Annotated in this window: 12 protein-coding genes and 3 tRNA genes; 11 read left to right on the top strand and 4 right to left on the bottom strand. The window is 67.7% G+C overall.

Annotated features, from left to right (window positions below; genetic code table 11):
* Positions 1-31: 31 nt before the first annotated feature.
* The 3 genes from ACFOYW_RS12865 to ACFOYW_RS12875 all read left to right on the top strand — a co-directional run bounded on the left by ACFOYW_RS12865 (position 32) and on the right by ACFOYW_RS12875 (position 10,239).
* Positions 32-1,405 (top strand): FAD-dependent oxidoreductase, encoded by a 1,374-nt coding sequence (locus tag ACFOYW_RS12865; RefSeq protein ID WP_390229437.1) that lies wholly within the window; start codon positions 32-34, stop codon positions 1,403-1,405.
* A 128-nt stretch (positions 1,406-1,533) separates the two neighbouring features.
* Positions 1,534-3,573 carry a hypothetical protein gene (locus ACFOYW_RS12870; protein WP_390229439.1) on the top strand — a complete coding sequence of 680 codons (2,040 nt, stop codon included), beginning with the start codon at positions 1,534-1,536 and terminating at the stop codon, positions 3,571-3,573.
* 237 nt (positions 3,574-3,810) lie between these two features.
* Positions 3,811-10,239: a carboxypeptidase regulatory-like domain-containing protein gene (locus tag ACFOYW_RS12875; protein WP_390229441.1), complete on the top strand. Its 6,429-nt coding sequence runs from the start codon at positions 3,811-3,813 to the stop codon at positions 10,237-10,239.
* 62 nt (positions 10,240-10,301) lie between these two features.
* Here the strand turns inward: ACFOYW_RS12875 and ACFOYW_RS12880 are convergent, their stop codons facing one another.
* Positions 10,302-10,790 (bottom strand): YajQ family cyclic di-GMP-binding protein, encoded by a 489-nt coding sequence (locus tag ACFOYW_RS12880; RefSeq protein WP_390229443.1) that lies wholly within the window; start codon positions 10,788-10,790, stop codon positions 10,302-10,304.
* A 159-nt stretch (positions 10,791-10,949) separates the two neighbouring features.
* Between ACFOYW_RS12880 and ACFOYW_RS12885 the strand changes: the two genes are divergently transcribed.
* A tRNA-Tyr gene (locus ACFOYW_RS12885) sits at positions 10,950-11,031 on the top strand.
* Between the two features lie 61 nt (positions 11,032-11,092).
* Here ACFOYW_RS12885 and ACFOYW_RS12890 read toward each other — a convergent pair.
* Both ACFOYW_RS12890 and ACFOYW_RS12895 read right to left on the bottom strand, forming a co-directional pair.
* Positions 11,093-11,254 (bottom strand): hypothetical protein, encoded by a 162-nt coding sequence (locus tag ACFOYW_RS12890; RefSeq protein WP_390229445.1) that lies wholly within the window; start codon positions 11,252-11,254, stop codon positions 11,093-11,095.
* A gap of 269 nt (positions 11,255-11,523) precedes the next feature.
* Complete coding sequence (locus tag ACFOYW_RS12895; protein ID WP_390229447.1) at positions 11,524-12,252, bottom strand: DUF805 domain-containing protein; 729 nt, start codon at positions 12,250-12,252, stop codon at positions 11,524-11,526.
* Positions 12,253-12,410: 158 nt separating this feature from the next.
* Here ACFOYW_RS12895 and ACFOYW_RS12900 point away from each other — a divergent pair, with 158 nt between their 5' ends.
* The 5 genes from ACFOYW_RS12900 (at position 12,411) to ACFOYW_RS12920 (ending at position 18,350) form a co-directional block, all read left to right on the top strand.
* Entirely contained in the window at positions 12,411-13,280 is an 870-nt protein-coding gene (locus tag ACFOYW_RS12900; protein WP_390229449.1) for an inositol monophosphatase family protein, read from the top strand.
* Between the two features lie 196 nt (positions 13,281-13,476).
* The gene (locus ACFOYW_RS12905; RefSeq protein ID WP_390229451.1) at positions 13,477-14,448 is read left to right on the top strand and encodes a carbohydrate ABC transporter permease; all 972 of its coding nucleotides are present in this window, start codon (positions 13,477-13,479) and stop codon (positions 14,446-14,448) included.
* Positions 14,445-15,800, top strand: a complete 1,356-nt coding sequence (locus ACFOYW_RS12910; protein WP_390229453.1) for an ABC transporter substrate-binding protein — start codon at positions 14,445-14,447, stop codon at positions 15,798-15,800. The genes ACFOYW_RS12905 and ACFOYW_RS12910 overlap by 4 nt, the downstream gene beginning before the upstream one ends.
* 55 nt (positions 15,801-15,855) lie before the next feature.
* Positions 15,856-16,686: a carbohydrate ABC transporter permease gene (locus ACFOYW_RS12915; protein ID WP_390229455.1), complete on the top strand. Its 831-nt coding sequence runs from the start codon at positions 15,856-15,858 to the stop codon at positions 16,684-16,686.
* Entirely contained in the window at positions 16,683-18,350 is a 1,668-nt protein-coding gene (locus tag ACFOYW_RS12920; protein WP_390229457.1) for an MBL fold metallo-hydrolase, read from the top strand. The genes ACFOYW_RS12915 and ACFOYW_RS12920 overlap by 4 nt, the downstream gene beginning before the upstream one ends.
* Here the strand turns inward: ACFOYW_RS12920 and ACFOYW_RS12925 are convergent.
* Entirely contained in the window at positions 18,347-20,041 is a 1,695-nt protein-coding gene (locus ACFOYW_RS12925) for a glycoside hydrolase family 13 protein (protein ID WP_390229459.1), read from the bottom strand. The two genes, ACFOYW_RS12920 and ACFOYW_RS12925, sit on opposite strands and share 4 nt — an antisense overlap.
* 104 nt (positions 20,042-20,145) lie before the next feature.
* On the opposite strand from ACFOYW_RS12925, the gene ACFOYW_RS12930 reads away from it, so the two are divergent.
* Positions 20,146-20,217: transfer RNA gene (locus ACFOYW_RS12930), tRNA-Thr, on the top strand.
* A 48-nt stretch (positions 20,218-20,265) separates the two neighbouring features.
* A tRNA-Met gene (locus tag ACFOYW_RS12935) sits at positions 20,266-20,342 on the top strand.
* Positions 20,343-20,363: the final 21 nt, after the last annotated feature.

Raw genomic sequence — 20,363 nt, forward strand, 5'->3', positions numbered from 1 at the left:
ACCAAGACACATCCCAGGAGACATCCGCAGTATGACGAAGCTTCGCCTCGCGATCGTCGGCGCCGGCCCGGCCGGTATCTACGCCGCAGACATCCTGCTCAAGGCGGAGCGCAGCTTCGACGTCTCCATCGACCTCTTCGATCACCTGCCGGCGCCCTACGGGCTCGTCCGTTACGGCGTCGCCCCCGACCACCCGCGCATCAAGGGCATCATCACGGCCCTGCGCGACGTGCTCGACCGCGGTGACATCCGCATCTTCGGCAACGTGCGCTTCGGCGCCGATCCGGCGACGGGCCTCACCCTCGATGACCTGAAGAAGCACTACAACGCGGTGATCTTCGCCACGGGCGCCGTGCGTGACGCCGACTTGCGCATCCCGGGCATCGAGCTGCCCCAGTCCTACGGCGCGGCCGACTTCGTCAGCTGGTACGACGGCCACCCCGACTACCCGCGCACCTGGCCGCTCGAGGCGAAAGAGGTCGCGGTCGTCGGCAACGGCAATGTCGCCCTCGACGCGGCGCGCATCCTCGCGAAGCACGCCGACGACCTGCTGCCGACCGAGATCCCGGCGAACGTGTACGACGGTCTCAAGGCGAGCCCGGTCACCGATGTGCACGTCTTCGGGCGCCGGGGCCCGACCTCCGTCAAGTTCACTCCGCTCGAGCTGCGCGAGCTCGGCGAGCTGCGCGACGTCGACATGATCGTCTACGACGAGGACTTCGACTACGACGAGCACGCCCGCCAGTCGGTCACCGGCAACAAACAGATCATGGTCATCGACCGGGTACTCCAGTCGTGGCGGAAGCGCGAGGTGGGCCAGGCGAGCCGACGGCTGCACCTGCACTTCTACGCGCGGCCGCTCGAAGTCGTGGCGGATGCGTCGGGCGCCGTCTCCGCGCTGCGGTACGAGCGCACCAAGCCCGATGGTCAGGGCGGGGTCGTCGGTACGGGCGAGATCCGTGAGACGCCGGTCCAGGCGGTCTATCGGGCGGTCGGCTACTTCGGGTCGCCGCTGCCGGGCGTGCCGTTCGACGAGAAGCACGGGGTGATCCCGAACCACGAGGGTCAGGTCATCAACCCTGACAACAACGAGCAGGTGTACGGCACCTACGCGACGGGCTGGATCAAGCGCGGCCCCGTCGGCCTGATCGGGCACACCAAATCGGATGCCATGGAGACGGTCGAGCACGTCATCAACGACGTCGGCAACTGGTGGACCCCGACCTCGCCCGAGGAGGAGTCGATCGTCGAGCTGCTGGAGCAGCGCGGCATCCGATTCACCGATCTCGACGGCTGGCACGCGCTCGACAGTCATGAGATGTCGCGCGGCGAGCCGGAAGGGCGCGCCCGCATCAAGGTCGTCGACCGCGACGAGATGGTGCGCGTCTCGCGCCGCGACGCGTGAGCTAGACGGCCGGATAGATCCCACCCCATCTCTGGGGGTGCTGGACGACTGGTTTGAGGATCATAAAGATCCCTATGGTGAGCGAGCGGTCATGGTGATCGCCCACCACCCCTGGAGTGCACCCGAAGATGAAACGCACCATTCCGGTCTGTGCTGCCCTCGCGGCGCTGACCACGCTCGCCGTCGCGGCGGGCGCCGCGCCCGCCTACGCGGCCGGAAGCACAACCCCTAACGCGTCCTCTGCCAGCGCGAGCGCGCCCGCAACCGCGCCGACCACCGAGAGCCTGCTCGACTACACCGTGACGGGGCCGGCCCCGTCACTCGGGCCGAGCGGACTCCAGTTCAACGGCGCCGCCGCCACAAACGGCAGCAACATCGAGCACACCGAGACGGTGCCGATCGCGTCGATCACCGAGCTGGGCTACAACGTCGTCTCCAAGGCGACCAGCACCGGCGACCCGGCGTACAGCCTCGACGTCGACACGACCGGCAGCGGCGCCGACATCACCCTGCTGGGCGAGCCGCAGTACAACGGCGACCCCGCGAATGCGTCGAACAACTTCGATGTCACCGGCTGGAACTTCTGGGACAGCGCGCTCGACCCCTCGGCCGCGGGCGGCTCGGGCAGCCCCGAACCGCTGTCGTGGTGGGCCACGCAGTACCCGAGCGCGATCGTGCGAGGTCATGGCATCGCCCTCGACCAGACCGCGCAGGCGACGTCCGCCTTCGTCACGTCGACGTCGTTCAACGGCATCACGACGGACTTCACGCTCGGCGCGCAGACGAACCCCATCACGACCTCGACGGCCCCCGCGGGCGGCACTGACACCAAGTCGGCGACGTTCACGGGCGTGAACCAGAAGACGGGCCTCGGGACCGAGCATGACGTGTGGACCGCCTCGTCCGCGTTCGGCACCGTCTACTACAACGTGACGACCGCGAACGCGAAGGCGCCCAAGGTCTCGGTCTCGAAGGCGCCGTCGATCAGCGGCACCGCCCAGGTGGGCAAGACCCTGACCGCGAACCTCGGCACCGTCACTCCGACCGGCGCGAAGCTCAGCTACCAGTGGCTGCTGAGCGGCAAGGCGATCAGCGGCGCGACGTCGAAGACTCTGACCCCCGGTACGAGCTCCTACGTGGGCAAGAAGCTCAGCGTGACGGTCACCGCCGCGATCGACGGCTACGTGTCGTACGCCGCGACGAGCGCCCAGACCGCCGCGATCAAGGTCGGCACGCTCACCGCTCCGGTGCCCACCATCAGCGGAACAGCTGCGGTCGGCAAGAGCCTCACCCTCAAGGCAGGCACGTGGACCTCTGGCACGACGTTGCACTACCAGTGGTACGCATCGGGCAAGGCGCTGTCGGGCCAGACCCACAGCACTCTGTCGCTCGGCACCGCTGAATACGGCAAGACGATCACGGTCAAGGTCTCCGGCTCCAAGTCGGGCTACACCTCGGTCGCGAAGACCAGCAAGGCGACGGGCAAGATCGGCAAGGGTACGCTGACCGTGTCGAAGACGCCGACGATCACGAGCTCGTCGTCCGCCGGCGGCACGCCCATTGTGGGTTCGACGCTCACCGCGCACTCGAGCGGCTGGACGTCGGGCACTTCACTGCACTACCAGTGGTACGCGAACAGCACCGCGATCAAGGGCGCGACGAGCTCGACGTACAAGATCCCGGCGAGCCTCTCGGGCCACACCTTCTACGTCCACGTGACGGGCTCGAAGACCGATTACAACTCGCTCGCGAAGAACTCGGCCGCGACCGCGAAGGCGATCCAGACGCTCGCGTATTACAAGTCGCACTCCGGCAACAAGACGGAGTACAAGTTCGTCGTCACCGGGCTCGAAGGCCTGACCGGCGCGGGCGTCAACGGCGACCCGGGCGGCATCATCGCGGCCTGGGGGACGAAGGGCGCCGCCAACCCGACGGGCTACTTCGTCGACTCGAACAACACCTCCTACACCGAGACGATCACGGTGCCCACCGCCGACGAGCTCGACGTCCTGGTCGACCCCGGTTTCGACAACGCCGGCAACGCGCCCATCGCGACGCTGAAGCTCTATTCGCTGCCGGCGGGAGCGCCGAGTGTCTACTACTCGCTGGCCAGGTCCATGTCCGGCTCCGAGGAGCTCGAGATCGGCATCAACGACCCTGCCGAGTAGCGGGTCTGCCCTCTACACGAGGGTGACATGAGAGCGGATGCCGCGGGCCACGGTTCGCGGCATCCGCTCTCGCGCCTGCAGCACTGAGCGCTTGTGCCGTCCCGGGCGCTCGATGCTCGCGCGACATTAACTGAGAATCACTCGAATTGGGGGTATTTTCTCAGTTAGTCGCCGGTCTAGTTTTTCCCCGGGGATACCCCGCCCCCTTCGCTTCGTTCGCACTCTGGGAGCACTACCGTGGCACGTCGTCGCCTCTTGTCCATTGCGCTCGCTGCCGTCGTCGCCGCAGCGGTGAGCATCCCGTCCGTCCCCGCCTTCGCGGCGGACGCATACGCGCCGGCCGGCGGTGCCAGCACTGCCAGCAGTGCCAGCACCGCGCCGGCAAGCACCGCGCCGGCAAGCGCCGCGCCGACCGTTGCCTCGACGCCAGCACCCACCGCCACAGTCGCACCCCCCGCCGCCGCGCCCACCCCGGCAGCGACCCCCGTGCCGGCAGCGACGCCCGTGCCGACCGCGGCAGCGACGCCGGTGCCGACGGCGACCCTTGCACCGACCCCGTCCGTGACCCCGTCACCGAAGGCGACCCGCGCAGGGCCCTCGACGTCAGTCGCCACCCCAGCAGCCAAAGCCACCCCAGCAGCCAAAGCCACCCCAGCAGCCAAAGCCGCCACGGCAGCTACAGCAGCGACAGCAACAACAGGCACCGTCAGCGGCACCGTCACGCTGCAGGGCGGCGGCGACCCGAGCTCGCTCATCGACGTGAGCATTCAGAACGCGGACTACTCGTACAGCAACGACACCAGCCCGAGCTCGACCGGCGCGTACTCGTTCACCGGCGTGCCGGCCGGCTCGTACATCGTCTCGTTCAACGACTGGGACGGCACGTACCTCACCCAGTACTGGAAGAACACCACCGACTACTCGTCGGCGACCCCCATCGTTCTCGCCGCAGGCGCCACCCAGACCGGCATCAATGCGACCATGACCAAGGCCGGCTCGATCACCGGCACGCTGACCGGACCAGGCGGGGCGCAGCCGGGCAGCGCATCGTTCGCGGTCTACGACTCGAACTGGAACCCGGTCTCATCCAACGCGTCGTTCAATGGCAGCACGTACGTCATCGGTGGCCTGACCACAGGCAGCTACTACGTGCTCGCCACCGACCAGGGCGACGGCTGGGCGCAGCAGTGGTACTCGGGCGCAACCTCCCGCGCGTCGGCGAAGGCGATCTCTGTGACCACCGGGGCCGCGACGACGGGTAAGAACTTCGTGCTCACGGCCGGTGGAACGATCGCCGGCACGGTCAAGCTCTCCGACGGTGCCGACCTCTCTCAGAACTACGTCTCGATCTCCGTCACCGACGCCGACGGCGACTCGGTGGGCAACGCGTCAGCGGATCAGACCGGCGCATATTCCGTGGCCGGTCTCGCTGCGGGCACCTACACCGTCGACATCTCGTCGCAGGGCTATGCCGACGCCATCGGAACGATCACGGTGACGACCGGCGGCACGGCACAGGACAACGCGACGCTGCAGAAGCTCGGCACCATCACGGGCACGGTCAAGGGCTCGAACGGCACGGCGCTCGCGAACGTGCAGATCACCGTCTGGGACTCGAATGGCGATGGCCAAAGCGTCAGTACCGACGACACGGGCGCGTTCCAGGTCACGGGCCTCGCCGCCGGCCAGTACACCGTCCAGGCCGACGCAAGCGGTCTGCCGGTCAGCTATCTCGGGCAGTGGTGGCAGGGGGCCGATTCCCAGGCCGACGCCACGCCGATCACAGTGAGCAACGGCGGCACGGTGAGCGGCATCAACTTCACCCTTGCGCCCGCGGCGACGATCTCGGGAACGGTGACGGATGCGTCGACCGGCGCCCCGATCGCGAACGCGTCCCTTCAACTTGTCTCCACCGCCAACGGCGGCGGTTGGTACACCTCGAGCGACAGCACGGGTGCGTACAGCTTCACGGGCGTCGCGCCGGGCAGCTACCAGATTCAGGCATCCCCTCCGACGGGCGCGAACTACATCGCGAACTACGTCGGCGGCAATGCCAACCCGACCACGATCACGGTCACCGGCACGCAGACGATCACCGGTGAGAACGTGAAGCTGGCCGAAGGCTCGACGATCACCGGAAAAGTGACGGACGCCTCCACCGGCTCGCCCATCGCCGAGGGCAGCGTTCAGGCGTATGGCGTGTCCGGCACCGGTGCGGGTGGCTACTACTACGCCCAGACCTCCTCGGACGGCAGCTACACCCTCACGGGGCTTCCTGCGGGAGGGTATTCGCTCTCGGCGACGTATTACGGCGGCGGTGCCGGATACCAGCAGAGCTCCGTCGATGTGACGGTCGGCGCCGCCGGCAGCACGGTGACGCAGAACATCGCGCTGCAACCCGGCTATGAGATCACGGGACATGTCCAGAACGCGAGTGGGACCGGCCTCGCGAATGTCCAGATCGACGCGTACGACCAGTCCGGTGATGACGTGGCAACAGCCGACACGGACATCAACGGCGACTACACGATCTCGGGCCTCGGCGCGGGCAGCTACCGCCTGCACGCCCAGAGCCAGAACTCCTCCTCGATCGCCCCGATCTGGTACCCGGCCGTGAGCAGCGAACTTCAGGCGACTCAGCTGAACGTCACCACTGCTGCTGGGCGCATCAAGTCCGGCGTCGACTTCACGGTCGCCCAGCTCGGTTCGCTCGCGTACACGCTGACTGACTCTGCCGGCAAGGCCATCACCGAGCTGAACTACGTCTCCCTCACTGTCACGAACTCCGCGGGAGCCACCGCCGCCTACGGTTACGGCGACTCCGGCACGCTCGGGGGTCTGGCTCCCGGCACGTACACGCTGACTGCCTCGGCGCTCGGCTACCTCAACGCGAGTACGACCGTGAAGATCACCTCAGGAACGACCACGGTCACCATCGCGCTCGCCACGCCGAACACCATCGCGGGCTCGCTCACCGATCTGAATGGAGCGTCGGGGGCTCAGGTGCTGGCGACGTCGGCGAGCGGCGAGCGCTACTGGGCCGACGTCGAGGGCACGGCGTACACCTTCACAGACCTGCCGGTTGGCAGCTATTCGCTGCAGGCGACCGTCGGCACGCGCAGTTCGGCTGTCAAGACCCTCACTGTTGCGGCGAGTCCCAGTGCACAGACGGGACCGGCGCTCGACCTCGGCGGCGTCGCCACGATCTCCGGCACCGTACGCACGCCGTCGGGTGCGGCCTTCGACGGCACCGTGTCCAGTACGAACGTCGAGGCGTCGTACGTCATTGCGACCGACCCGGCGGGCGACACCGACTCCGCCTCCATCGCGGCGAACGGCACCTATGAGTTCAGCGACCTCACCCCCGGCGTCGCGTACACGATCATGGTGATGCCGGTCGACAGCGGCCTGCTGGGTACGTGGTACCCGAGCGCGGCGCGGGCGGATGCCGGGAAGACGGTCACGACGGGTGCTGCCGGCAGCACCGCGACGGCGAACGTGACGCTGCTGGCCTCCGACTCGATCACCGGCACGGTCACGGGTATGAGCGCAGCACTGGGCACGGTCGAGGTGCAGGCGCTCGACCTCGATGGCAACCTCCTCGGCACGGCCCAGGTCGCAGCCAACGGCACGTTCGAGATCGACGGCCTGACTCCCGGTACTCGCCTTCTCGAGCTCGTGCAAGACTCCGGGCCTGATGTGGAGCCCGCCGCGACTGCAGGAGCGGGCGCCCAGAACGCCGTGACGGTGAACCTCTCCGGTTACGGTCAGACGGTAGCGGCGGCCGCGCTCGCGGTGCCCAGTTCGTTCGTGAAGCCCGGCTCCCTCTCCGGTCAGATCACCGGCGCGGGTGCCGACGCTGCGAACTTCACTGTGTTCGTCTTCAACTCGAACGGCGTCGAGATGGCGTCGGCCGTACCGGATGCCACCGGTGCATACAGCATTGACGGCGTCGCGCCGGGCAGCTACACGATCGAGGCGACGAACTCGTACGTCTCGACGCTGCTGAGCTCCGCCTGGTACGGCGGCGCGACCGCGAAGGCGGTATCGGTCACCGCCGGCGCCAAGGTCACGGGTCTCAACATCGCGCTTGTCGAGGGCGGATCCATCACGGGAACCGTCACCGACGCGACCACGAAGTCCGACCTGGCCGGCGTCAGCATCAGCGTCTATGACACCAAGGGCGCCAGCGTGGGCTGGGCGACGACCGGCGCCGACGGCAGCTATGAAGTGACCGGCCTCGCGACGGGCTCGTATGTCGTCGAGGCGAGCCCTTCGGCTGGTGCAAGCAGCGTCTCGGCGGCGTACTACGGCGGCGGCTATACGGCGGCGACGGCGACCAAGGTGGCCGTCACCGCGGGCGCGGCGAGCACAGGCAAGAACATCGCACTGCCGCTCGGCGCCACGCTCGCGGGGAAGGTGACCCTCGACGGCAAGCCCGCCGCGGGCGTCTCGATCGAGGTATACGACGGCGCCACGCCCTACGCGGCCGGCGCCGACACGTACTGGATGACGACGGATGCGTCCGGCGCCTTCTCCGTCACCGGAATGGTGCCGGGAAGCTATCGGGTTGAGGCCGACCCCAGCTACGCGGCCAGCCCGATCTCCGCCGCCGCGGTCAGCTACTACAGCGCAACCGCGGGCGGCGCGCCGTCGGCCATCACCCTCGCCGCGGGCGCGACGGCCACGCCGATCACGATCCCGCTCAGTCACGGCGCGACGATCTCGGGCACTGTCACCGACTCGACGCAGCACGGGCTCAGCGGCGTCGAGGTCATCGCGACCTCGACCGCGGCTACCGCGGGCGGCGTGGCTCAGGTCGTGGCCAGCGCGAACACCGAGCTCAACGGCACCTACACGATCATGGGTCTGCCGGCTGGGAGCTACGCGGTGAGCTTCCGTGACACCGGCGCCTGGGGGATCGGCATCGGGCAGTACCGCGCCCAGTGGTGGAAGGACGGCTCGTCGGCCGCAACCGCCACCCCGGTCGCGGTCACGGCGTCGTCGACGACGGCGTCCGCGGTCACCGGCATCAATGCGGTGCTCACCAACACTGCGGCCGCTTCGCTGCCGGCCGGCAAGGTCGCGATCTCGGGTACGGCGAGGGTCGGCTCCAAGCTCACCGCCTCGGCCACCGGCTGGCCGACCGGTGCGTCGCTCGGCTACCAGTGGTACGCCGGCGGCGTGGCGATCTCAGGTGCGACGGGCACGTCGCTCACTCTGGCCGGCACCCAGTACGGCGCAGCGATCACCGTCGTGGTCACCGGCACGAAGAGCGGATTCGACTCGACATCCGTCACGTCGTCGGCCACCGCGAAGGTCGCGGCCGGCACGCTCACCGCCCCCACGCCGACCATCTCGGGCACCGTCAAGGTCGGCGACACGCTGACCGCGGTGCCGGGCACGTGGACGTCCGGAACGAAATTCGCGTACCAGTGGTATGTCGGCACGACGAAGATCTCGGGGGCGACCTCGGTGCACTACACCGTTCCTTCCAGCTATGCGGGCAAGACGTTCAAGGTCGTCGTGACGGGCAGTCAGACCGGTTACACGAGCGTGGCGAAGACCTCCGCGTCGACGAAGGCCGCCGCGCTCGGCACGCTGAGCGCCGCCACGCCCACGATCTCCGGCACGGCGGCCGTCGGCCAGACGCTCACCGCGGCACGTGGCACGTGGACCTCAGGCGTCTCGTTCTCGTACCAGTGGTACGCGTCGGGCGCGGCGATCTCGAAGGCGACCGGCTCGACCTTCCACCTGACCAGTGCGCAGAAGGGCAAGACGATCACGGTTCGGGTGACCGGCAAGCGCAGCGGTTACACGTCGGTCGCGAAGACCTCGAAGGCGACCGGGAAGGTCACCGCCGGCCTGATCAGCGGCCCGACCCCGACGATCAGCGGCACCGCGCAGGTCGGCAAGGCGCTCACGGCGAAGCCGGGCACCTGGTCGGCCGGCGCGAAGCTCGCGTACCAGTGGTACGCGAACGCGAAGGCCGTATCGGGCGCCACCAAGTCGACCTTCACGCCGGCTGCCTCACAGCTCGGCACCAAGATCACCCTGGGTGTGACCGGCTCGCGCTCGGGCTACACATCGAGCACGAAGAAGTCGGCCGCGACCAAGGGCGTCGCTCCGGGGGCTCTGACGGCCCCGACGCCCAAGATCTCGGGCGTCGCGGCGGTGGGCCAGAAGCTCACCGCGGTTCCGGGCACCTGGACCTCCGGCACGTCGCTCAGCTACCAGTGGCTGGCCGGGGGCACGGCGATCGCGGGCGCCACGGGCAAGACATTCGGACTGACCACGGCCCAGCACGGCCTCGCGATCACGTTGAAGGTGACGGGTAAGAAGACCGCCTACACGACGGCCTCACACACCTCGGCAGGGACGGCGAAGGTGACCTCGGGCCTCGTAAGCGGCCCGAAGCCGAAGATCTCGGGCACCGCGAAGGTCGGATCGACACTCAAAGCGAGCGCGGGAACCTGGAGCACGGGCGCCACGCTGAAGTACCAGTGGTACGCGAACGGGTCGGCGATCTCGAAGGCGACAGGCACGTCGTTCAAGCTGACGAGCGCGCAGTATCAGAAGACGATCACCGTGCGCGTGACGGGCTCGAGGTCGGGCTACACCTCATCGACCGAGATCTCGGCCGCGACGGCGAAGGTCGCCAAATAATACGGATGCTGGTCACACCGACGCTGGCAACGCCGATGCTGATCAGGCAGGGGTTGCGCGCTCTACCGGAAGTTCGTGAACTGAAGGTCGACGTCGAGGTCCTTGCCTTTGAGCAGGGCGATCGTCGCCTGCAGGTCGTCCCGTGACTTCGACGACACCCGCAGCTCGTCGCCCTGAATCTGGCTCTTGATCGACTTGGGCGCCTCGTCGCGGATGATCTTGGAGATCTTCTTCGCGTCGTCCTGCTCGATGCCGTTCTTGAGCTTGGCCTCGATGCGATACTCCTTGCCGCTGGGGAACGGCGAGCCGGCGTCGAGGGACTTGAGGGAGATGCCGCGCTTGATCAGCTTCGACTGAAGCACGTCGAGCACTGCGGTGACGCGCTCTTCGGAGCTGGCCTTCAGCAGGAGCTGCTCGCCAGACCAGTCGACGGAAGCGCCGACACCCTTGAAGTCGTAGCGCTGCTCGATCTCTTTCTTGGCCTGATTGACCGCGTTGTCGGCCTCCATCTTGTCGACTTTGCTGACGATGTCGAATGAGGAATCTGCCATGCGGTCCAGCTTATTGAAGGCGTGCGCTCTGGTCGTCGACGCATGCGCGCGGCTTGCCGCAGGTGTGAGCTCTGCCCCCGATTTCGTGGGAGCGCAAGCCCCGAGTAACATTGGGACGCGCCTTCGGCCGGGTGAATACACGCGGTCGGGAGCGTCAACGGCGAGTTACCCAAGCGGCCAAAGGGATCTGACTGTAAATCAGCCGGCTTAGCCTTCGGGGGTTCGAATCCCTCACTCGCCACTCGTGCAAAAGTCCCGGTCAGACACCATATCTGGCCGGGTTTCTTTTGTTTGGTCGGTTGCTACGGCTTACCGTCGTCGATCCACCGCTGATGCGCTCGAAGCCCGTGTGTGATGGCGAGCCGGAGGACGAGGTAGACGATCAGACACCAGACGAGGACCGCAAGCACGGCCACCGCCACATAGAAGACGAGCAACGGGGCGAGATCATGTGAGAACGTCACACCGGTCATGCTTGCACTTGCCGAAGGATCCCTCCCCTGTTTCGTTAACCAACTCAGCCCGCTCCTCTTCGGGTGAGGCGCGGGCTGCGTATGGGTTCTTGGGGTTGAGGTCGCGGCTTCGGGTGCCGCTGGTATCAAGTCTGCGGGTCGCGCCGAAGGTTCGCCGCACTCGCTGGTCAGGAGTCGCTCAACATCGTCTCCGGATCGTCTCCATAACGCCCGCGGACCGCTCTGGACCTCAGGGTTGCCGCAACGCGATCAAAATCGCCTCAGCGGTCGAAGCGCGCCCCCTCCGGCTTCGGCCCCTGCAGGGTGAAGATGAGCAGCACGATGCTGCCAACTATCGCGACAATGCCGCCCACCAGAAGAAGAACACCGCCAATGCCGTGAGCGCCCGCGATTGCGACCACGGCACCGACCGCCGCGAGGATCGCGCCGACCACGGCAAAGATGATCGGGGCGAGCGCCCAGATGCCACTGCGATTGGTGTCGTGGAGCCGTCGCCAAAGCAACGCCAGTGTGGGCACAATGATCGCGAGACCCCAGATCCCCTCGATCACGCCGAAGATAACGCCGACGGGACCGTGGATATTGCGGAGGCCGCTGAGCACGGCGTTCACGATGAAGCCGATCAGGTACCACCACCAATACTCAGAGCGGCTCGCGCGGCCCGAGAACGTGGCGTACTTAGTCCAGAACCGGCGGAATGCGGCGGCGAACGGCGCTCCGTAGTACGGCTGGTCGAGCGGCGGCTCGCCACCACCGGCATACGCCCCGGAACCGTACTGTGCGGGCGGTGGCGGAGGGACGGGCGGCCCTGGCGGGGTCGGCGGCCCAGACGGCGGCGGCGGAAAACCAGACATACGTGAATACCCCCAACTATGTGCCCCGGTCGGCATTCTGATCGCCGCGGGATCGCCGCCAGAGTAGGGCATTAGTCGTGCTGCGCAACAGGGCACAGCAGGGTAAAAGAATGGCGGGCCCACTGAGTCGCACATCTCAGGGGCCCGCCCGCTATGGAGGAATACCGGTCACGCACCCCGATATCGATGACTACATTCGTCGCGGAGGCTGGCAACGGCGTTGCCCCCGGTTATGAATCAGGTGTATGGGGCGGCCGCTTCGCTATCCGGCATCGCGCCCGTACGCTCGGAGGGTGACTGCCGAGAGCGCGCCGACCCCCGCGAACGCCGCGAATCCTGCGAACCCTGCGAACCCTGCCGAACTGCTCGAGATCGCCCGCACGACCGCCCTCGCCGCGGCCGAGCTCGTGCGCAGCAAACGCCGCGAGGGCGTCGACGTCGCCGGCCTGAAGTCGTCGCCGGTCGACGTGGTGACCGAGGCGGACAAGGCGTCCGAGGCGCTGATCCGGTCGCTGCTCGCGCAGGCGCGGCCGGGTGACGGATTCTTCGGCGAGGAGACCGGCGCGGGTGCCACTCCCGACGCGGCCGCCGCGACGGGCATCACCTGGGTCGTGGACCCGATCGACGGCACGGTGAACTACCTCTACGACATTCCGGCCTACGCGATCTCGATCGCGGCGGTCGAAGGCGGCGCCGATCCCGGCGAATGGACCGCTCTCGCGGGCGTGGTCGTGAACCCCGTCCTCGGCGAGGTCTACACCGCCGTGCGCGGAGGCGGCGCGTACCTCGGCGACCGGCGACTCGAGGTCGCGACGGGCAAGGACATGTCGGTCGCGCTGGTCGGCACCGGGTTCGGCTATCGCGCCGAGCGCCGTGCTGAGCAGGCATCCGTCGTGTCGCAGTTGCTGCCGCGTGTGCGCGACATCCGCCGCATCGGATCAGCGGCGCTCGACCTCTGCTCCGTCGCCGCCGGGCGCCTCGACGCGTACTACGAGCGCGGCCTGCAGCCGTGGGATCACGCCGCGGGCGCACTCATCGCGGCCGAGGCGGGAGCACAGGTCGCGGGTCTCAGCGGCGCCCCGGTGACCGACCGATTCGCGCTCGCCGCTGAACCCGCGCTGTTCGCGCAACTCGAGCCGCTGCTGGTCGAGTTCGGCGTCTGACAGGGGCCGTTCGGCACGAATTCGGCGCTCGCAGAGTTCACCTCGGGGTCATAACCCGGCCCCGAGCGCGTAACGGACCGCACGGTACGGTCGAATCTTGGCCACGGGCCAGGGGGTACGGGCTCAGGCCCGCGCCGTCGAACCGGCTCGGGGGAGCAACGTGCGCACGGGAAATCGGGGAACCCTACGCTCTCCTGTGGCGTACCTCTTCGTGCTGCCGGCGCTGCTGATCTTCCTCGTCTTCTCGATCGGGCCGACGGCCTATACCTTCGCGCTGTCGCTGTTCAAGTGGAACAAGTTCAACCCGGCGCTGTCGAAGTTCATCGGCCTCGAGAACTATCAGACGGTATTCACCGGCACGGGTAACCCGAGCTTCTGGTCGACCCTCGGGGTGTCGTTCTACTACGTCGCCGGAATGGTGATCGGCGGTACCGCCCTCGGGCTGGTGTTCGCACTGCTGCTCGCTCGGGGCGGCCGGTGGCTCACCTCGGCGCGCACGATGGTGTTCCTCCCGCACGTCACGCCGATCGTCGCGACCTCGCTCGTGTGGGTGTGGATCTTCAACCCGCAGTTCGGCCTCGCGAACCTCGTCGTGCACGCGACGGGCCATAAGAACATCGACTGGCTCGGGAACTCCGACTGGGCGATGCCCGCGGTGCTCGTGTACTCGCTCTGGCATGAGCTCGGCTTCGTGACGATCGTGTTCCTCGGCGGTCTGACGACCATCTCGGGGGAATTGTCCGAGGCGGCCGAACTCGACGGGGCCAACGCGTGGCAGGAGTTCTGGCACGTCACCTTCCCGCAACTGCGACCGGTCGTCACGCTCGTGCTGCTCATCGAATCCGTGGGGAGCCTGCAGGCGTTCACGCAGTTCTTCGTCATGACCGGGGGCGGACCCGGCTATGCCACCGCGACGCTCGGCTTCCAGCTTTACCAGCAGGCGTTCGTGTTCTCGAACACGGGGTACGCGGCCGCGCTCGCCGTCGTGCTCTTCGTCGTCACCGCAGCGCTCAGCATCCTTCAGCTGCGCCTGCAGGGCGGCACATCGTCTTCCGACTCCCATCACCGAAATCGCACTCGTCAGAACCGCTCTCACCACAACCGCATTCATCACAACCGCACTCACCACAACCGCTCTCAATCTCTGAGAAAGGCCACCACCTCATGAAGCGCACCACCCGCGCAACCCTGTCCGTCCTCGCGGCGGGCGCGGCGATCACCGCACTCGCGCTGACCGGATGCTCGTCCGCCGGCTCTGCGTCCAACTCCTCCAACTCCTCCGGTTCCTCGAACTCCTCGAAGAGCGCTCCCACCCTCGCCCCGAACAAGAAGGTCACCATCACCTTCGCCGAGGCCATGTCCTCCGGCTCCCTCAAGACCGAGCTCGACAAGCTCACGCAGCAGTTCGAGCAGAAGAATCCCAACATCACGGTCACGCTTCAGCCCCAACCGGACTACGGCACCCTCAAGACGAAGGTCGACGCCGCCGTCACGGCGGGCAGCCCGCCGACCATTTCGCAGGTGTACGGCAACTGGGCCGCCGCATATGCGCAGTCGGACGTGCTCGAGCCGTTGACCGCCTACGCCGCCGCAGATCCGTCCGCGGCCGAGGGTCTCTACAAGGGCATCAAGAACAGCCTCTACATCGGCAAGACGATGTACATGTGGCCGTTCAACGCGAGCACGGTCGTCACGTTCTACAACCCCGACATGCTGAAGGCGGCCGGCCAGAGCGTGCCGACCACGTGGACGCAGTTCGCCGCCGTGGCCAAGGCGGTCTCGAAGAACGGCGTCGTCGCGCTTCCGATCGACCCGGGCTCGTCGTCGGGCCCCGCCGGCGGCACGACCATCTTCGAGCTGATCGCGCAGGCCGACGGCACGCCCGTCTTCAAGAACGACGGCACGCCGCAGTTCGACTCGCCCGCCGCCGTCAAGGCGCTCGACTACCTCGTCGACCTCAAGAAGGCCGGCGCCGTGCAGACCGGTACCAACTACCCGGGCGAGACTGCGCTCGGCGCGCAGAAGGGTGCGTTCGACATCTCGACGTCGACGAGCTTCTACTACGACCAGCAGGCCGTCGGCGGCAAGTTCCAGGTGGCCGTCGCGCCCGTGCCGGGGGCCGAGGACGGCACGCGCGTCAACCAGATCAACGGAACCAACATCGCCATGTTCAGCAACGCGAGCGACGACCAGAAGGCCGCCGCGTGGAAATACATGCAGTTCTTGACGGATGCCGAGACGCAGAGCGCGTGGGCGCAAGCCACCGGCTACCTGCCGGTCAACCCGAAGACGCTCGACCTGGCGGACATGAAGGACTACATCGCCAAGAATCCGTACGTCACCTTCGCGAGCAAGGACCTCGCCGACTCGTCGGCCGAACCGCCCTACGCGTGGGTGGACGAGGCCGAGGGTGACCTTGCGGCCGCTCTGCAGTCGGCGCTCGCCGGCAACGCGACCCCCACGGCCGCGCTGAAGGACGCGCAGGACAAGGCCGAGAAGGTCATGGCGTCCGACCAGTAGCCGGGCACGCAGAACACAACAGAACAGGTACGCAGAACAGGTACGCAGAACAGGCATGAAAAGAAGACGGATCCGGCGAGGCCAGGTCGTGCTGGTCATCATCGCCATGGTCGTCGGGCTGGCGTTCCTCGCACCGCTCCTCTGGGTGCTGAACACCAGCCTGTCGAGCCGCGGCGAGGTGTACCGCTTCCCGCCGGCGTTCTGGCCGGATTGGCAGTGGAGCAACTATGCCGCCGCGTGGTCGGCTGCGCCGTGGGTGCGATATTTCATCAACACGGTGTTCATCGGCGCGTGCACGGTCGCGCTGGTGCTCACCACCTCGATCCTCGCCGGATTCGCCTTCGCCCGCATGCGCTTCCTCGGGCGCACCGCCCTGTTCCTTCTCGTGCTCTGCGTGATGATGGTCCCCCAGACGGTGCTCATCATCCCCAACTACGTGATCGCCTCGCGGCTCCACCTGCTCGACACCTACTGGATCCAGATCCTTCCGTTCGGCGCATCCGTGTTCGGCATCTTCCTGCTGAGGCAGTTCTTCCTGTCGATCCCGACCGAGATCTTCGACGCCGCCCAGGTCGACGGCGCCGGACCGCTGCGCATGGCGTTCCAGATCGCGGGGCCTCTCGCCCGGCCGTCGCTGATCCTCGTCGGTCTCAACACCTTCATGGGGTCGTGGAATGCCTTCGTGTGGCCCTACATCATGACCACGAGTCCGTCGATCCGGCCGATCGAAGTGGGCCTGAACGCCTTCTACGGGGTGAATGGAACCGACTGGACGACACTCTCCGCGGCGGTCGTCTTCACCACGATCCCGATCGTCGTCCTGTTCCTGTTCCTCCAGAGATACTTCGTGACCGGCCTCTACTCGACCTCAGGAGCAATTCGATGACGGATGCCCGCGCCACCGCCCGCACGAACACCGCCCGCACGAACACCGCCCGCGCGAACACCGCCCGCGCGAACCCCGCTCACAAGAACGCCGCCCACACGACGATCGAGTTCTTCGGCGGCCTCGGGGTGATCGGTTCGTCGAAAATCGAGATCAGCCATGGGGGCGGCGAGTCCGGTCGCGTGCGTGCGCGCGTGCAGCTCGACATGGGCCTCGAGATCCCGAACGGCGACGACCTCATGGCCGCACCCGTCGGGCTCGGATCTCGGCCGGGCCGCGAGCTGGCCGACCTGCTCCGGATCGGCGCGGCGCCACGCATCCCCGGCCTCTACGATCCCCGCTGGCTGCGCGCTGGCGTCGCAGCTGATGGCGCAGCCGATCTCCCCGCCGATTTCACAGCTGATGTGGCAGACGATCTCTCCGCCGATCTCCCCGCCGATCTCCCCGCCGATCCCGCCACCGATCTCGCCACCGACATCGCGACTGACGCGGCCACCGCCGAGCTGCTGGAGCCGGCCGCCGGCCCTCACGCCCTCTTCATCAGCCATGCCCACCTCGACCACATGGGGCTCGCCGGATTCGTGCGACCGTCCGTCCCGATCTACGCGACGGCGCAGACCGTGGCCCTGCTCCGCGCGCTTCACGCGAGCGGCGACGGCGTGCTCGGCGCCGAGCCCGATTGGCGCGTCATCGAGTTCGGCGAGCTCGTCAGCGTGGGCGAGATCACGGTGCAGGCGCTTCCCGTCGACCACGACGTGCCGGGCGCGTGCGGATTCCTCGTCACCACCCCCGACGGCCGTGTGGCGTTCACGGGCGACCTGCGCTTCCACGGCGACGAGGACTATCTGAGTCACGACTTCGCCGAGCGCGTTGCCGGCGTCGACGTGCTGGTCACGGAGGGCACTTCGCTCTCGTGGGAGCCGCTCGGCGACCGGCCGGCCGGTGAGCACGACATCGTCGAGCGATTCCGCGCGACGCTCGAGACGCAGCGTGGGCTGGTGCTTCTCGCGCTCTATCCGCGGAACGCCGCTCGCGCGCTCCAGTTCCGGTACGCCGCGAGTCGCGCAGGGCGCACCCTCGTGTGGAGCGGTCAGATCGCCGCGCTGTTCGCACGCCTCGGCTGGTCGGATGTCGTGACGTGGGACGAGAGCCGGCCGCAGGCATCCGCGCACCTGAAGGCGATCGCGGCCGCGCGCGCCGACGGATTCCAGTTGACGACCGTCTCGCTCAACGACGTGCACGCGCAACCGGACCGCTTCGTCGTGATGCCCGACCCGCACGACCTGCCGAGCCTGCTCGATCTGCCGATCGTGCCGGGCGACGTGCTGCTGCATTCCAACGGCCAGCCGCTCGGCGAATTCGACGCCTGGTGGCGCCCCTTCACCGCGTGGCTCGACAGGCTCGGGGTCGAGCTGCGGTTCCTGGGTTCGAGCGGACACGCCTCGGCGGACGATCTGCACGCCATGATCGAGCGGATCGCACCGCGCGTCGTCTTCCCGATCCACACCTTCAGCCCGCGCCGGCTTCAGGTGCCGACGGGGGTGCGGCGTGTGATCGCGGAATACGGTGTGCGGTACTCGCTCGACGGTGACGCGCAGGACCCCGACAGTGCTCTGGGCACCGCCGACGCTCTGGGCGCCGCCGACGCGGGACGACGCGGCTAGTCGGTCACGACCCACACTGTCGTGTCCGGCGCGAGGTTGCGCCCGACCGGCTCGCTCGCGCCGATCACGCGGCCGTCGGGGACCTGGATGTCCCACCCGCCGAGGTTCGCGATCACCGTCACCTGGCCGTTGCGCAACGCGATGACGTCCTCGCCGTAGCCGTCGAGGAACTCAAGGGTGCCGAGGCCGAGCTGACGCTGGCGGCGCACCTCGATCAGCTCGCGGTACATCGCGAGCGGCGATGCGGGGTCGGATTCCTGCACATCGCGTGCGTATTCGGCCCAGAGCGCCGGCTGCGGCAGCCACGACGCGCCGGTCGGACTGAAGCCGTACGCAGGGGCGTCGGCTTCCCAGGGGATCGGCACCCGACATCCGTCTCGCCCGTATCGCTCGCCGCCCGTACGGAACCAGGTCGGGTCCTGCCTCGCGTCGTCAGGAAGGTCGACGACCTCGGGAAGACCGAGTTCCTCGCCCTGGTAGATGTAGGCCGAGCCCGGCAGCGCAAGCATCAGCGCAGTCGCGGCGCGAGCCCGTCGCAGCCCGAAGTGACGCTCGGGCACGTGCTTCAGGTCACGCGGCCCCAGGCCCGCGCCCTGCGGGCTGTCGACGGTGAGCGACAGCCGGGTGGCGTGCCGCACGACATCGTGGTTCGACAGCACCCAGGTCGACGGAGCGCCGACCGCCCCGAATTCATCGATCGATGAACGGACGACTTCGCGCAGCGCCTGCGCCCTCCACGGTGTCTCGAGGTACGTGAAGTTGAAGGTCTGCTGCATCTCGTCGGGGCGCACCCACAGCGCGAGGCGCGACAGCGGCTCGACCCACGCCTCACCGCAGAGGGCGCGGTCGCCGTCGTACTCGGCGAGGACCTCGTGCCACTCGCGGTAGATCTCATGCACGCCGTCCTGACCCCAGTAGGGTGCGAGCGGCTCTTCGTCTTCGGCGTCCTCGGCGCCGGGGCGGCCGCCCGTCGCGCCGCCCATCGAGCCGCCGGCACCCGGCGTCGTGCCGACCGCCGCGGGCGGCGTGTAGTCGGGCAGCCCGTCGGCCTTGACCAGCCCGTGGGCGACGTCGACACGGAAGCCGTCGACGCCGCGGTCGAGCCAGAAACGCAGGATGTCGCGGAACGCGGCGCGCACGAACTTCGAGTGCCAGTTGAGGTCGGGCTGGGAGATGTCGAACAGGTGCAGGTACCACTGCCCCGGCGTGCCGTCGGACTCGGTGACCCGCGTCCATGCGGAGCCGCCGAAGACCGACTGCCAGTTGTTCGGCGGCACGTTTCCGTCGGACCCCTTGCCGTCGCGGAACATGTACCAGTCGCGTTCGGCCGACCCGGGGCCGGCTGCGAGCGCGGCCTGGAACCAGACGTGGTCGGACGACGTGTGGTTCGGAACGAGGTCGATAATGACCCGAAGGTCCAGGTCGGTGGCGCGCGCGATCATCGCGTCGAAGTCCCCGAGCGTGCCGAACAGCGGGTCGACGTCGCAATAGTCGGCCACGTCGTAACCGGCGTCGTGCTGAGGCGACGTCATGAACGGTGACAGCCAGATGGCGTCGGCGCCCAGATCGCGGATGCTTCCCAGCCGGCTCGTGATGCCGGGCAGGTCGCCGACGCCGTCACCGTCGGAATCTGCGAAGGACCGGGGGTACACCTGATAGATAACGGCCGACCGCCACCATTGCGCTGCCATACGGCCACGTTACCGGGTGGCGTGCGGCGCCCTGGTTTCGGCTCGGGCAGTCGGCTCTGTTATGATCTTCAGGTTGCCAGCAGGTGCTCCACACCAAGGCGAACGCCCCGATAGCTCAGTGGTAGAGCACTTCCATGGTAAGGAAGGGGTCGTCAGTTCAATCCTGACTCGGGGCTCTGCTCTTCAATGGCTTTGCTCTTCGAGAGCTGCTCTTCGAGAGCTGCGGCGGGATAGCTCAGGTGGTTAGAGCACACGGCTCATAATCGTGGTGTCGCGGGTTCAAGTCCCGCTCCCGCTACCAGAAAGCCCCTTTGGTCAGGGA

This window comes from Gryllotalpicola reticulitermitis (genome assembly GCF_042651345.1).
In the GTDB taxonomy this organism is placed as follows: Bacteria; Actinomycetota; Actinomycetes; order Actinomycetales; family Microbacteriaceae; genus Gryllotalpicola; species Gryllotalpicola reticulitermitis.

Coding starts and splice junctions, on each gene's coding strand:
- ACFOYW_RS12865 (WP_390229437.1), top strand. CDS start 32: ATGACGAAGCTTCGCCTCGCGATCGTCGGCGCCGGCCCGGCCGGTATC.
- ACFOYW_RS12880 (WP_390229443.1), bottom strand. CDS start 10,790: ATGGCAGATTCCTCATTCGACATCGTCAGCAAAGTCGACAAGATGGAG.
- ACFOYW_RS12870 (WP_390229439.1), top strand. CDS start 1,534: ATGAAACGCACCATTCCGGTCTGTGCTGCCCTCGCGGCGCTGACCACG.
- ACFOYW_RS12895 (WP_390229447.1), bottom strand. CDS start 12,252: ATGTGCGACTCAGTGGGCCCGCCATTCTTTTACCCTGCTGTGCCCTGT.
- ACFOYW_RS12915 (WP_390229455.1), top strand. CDS start 15,856: ATGAAAAGAAGACGGATCCGGCGAGGCCAGGTCGTGCTGGTCATCATC.
- ACFOYW_RS12925 (WP_390229459.1), bottom strand. CDS start 20,041: ATGGCAGCGCAATGGTGGCGGTCGGCCGTTATCTATCAGGTGTACCCC.
- ACFOYW_RS12920 (WP_390229457.1), top strand. CDS start 16,683: ATGACGGATGCCCGCGCCACCGCCCGCACGAACACCGCCCGCACGAAC.
- ACFOYW_RS12910 (WP_390229453.1), top strand. CDS start 14,445: ATGAAGCGCACCACCCGCGCAACCCTGTCCGTCCTCGCGGCGGGCGCG.